Consider the following 777-nt stretch of genomic DNA (forward strand, 5'->3'; position numbering starts at 1 on the left):
CATCTGACGGGAAAGATTCGGATTGGATTTGTCCGTGACAGGCCTCCTGGAAACCGGCTTTGAACTTCCATATACCAGCAGGCAGAATATAGCCGAAGCCGCTTCCCCGATCAACAGCCCCCAGACAGCCAGCAGCACCGTGATCGGAATCCTGTTCGTGTGGCAGACATGGACGATCAGCAGGACGGAGAAAATGCGGATGCACTGCTCGACCACCTGTGAAAATGCCGGGACTGCCGTTTTTTTGAGCCCATAATAATACCCGCAGCAGCAGGCATGGATCGCGCAGAAGGGGATCGAGAGGGCGAGTGCGGGCAGAAGCGGTGCACATTCGGGCGCAAGAAGGACGCGCGCGGCGAGAAAATCGGCGAAGGTGTAGATCAAAGAGGTCAGCGGCAGGGCGATCGATAGTGAGAGTGCGAGGCTGGCCCGCAAAAAGGCGCGTCCCTTTTCCGGGGAGGCGGCGGTCAGGCGGGAGAGTGAAGTCTGGATTGGACCGGCGCAGAGAGCAAATGCGATGCCATGTATGGGAAAAATCATCTGATATAAACCCAGACCTTCGGCGCCGATCGTCCGGGATAGAAAGATGCGGTAGAAAAAGCCGAGAATCCGGCAGAAAAAGCCGACTGCCGTCAGGAGCAGGGTTCCGGTAATCAAAGGATGAAATCTTCGCATAGCAGATCTCCGGGGAGGGTATGTTAGAAAAGTATATGAAGAAATAGAAAAAAGTAGAAGAAAGCTGGACGATTATAAAATGTTGGGAAGTCTTCTTTTTTA

At 53.7% G+C, this 777-nt stretch carries 1 protein-coding gene; it reads right to left on the reverse strand.

The genetic code is table 11. The annotated features are described in order from the left end of the window. A partial coding sequence (locus tag QVO97_RS08470; protein WP_288189422.1) for an oligosaccharide flippase family protein occupies positions 1–675 on the reverse strand: 675 nt, incomplete at its 3' end. Between the last annotated feature and the right edge of the window lie 102 nt (positions 676–777).

It is taken from the genome of Clostridium sp. CAG:43, from assembly GCF_000434655.1.
Taxonomy (GTDB): domain Bacteria; phylum Bacillota; class Clostridia; order Lachnospirales; family Lachnospiraceae; genus Otoolea; species Otoolea fessa.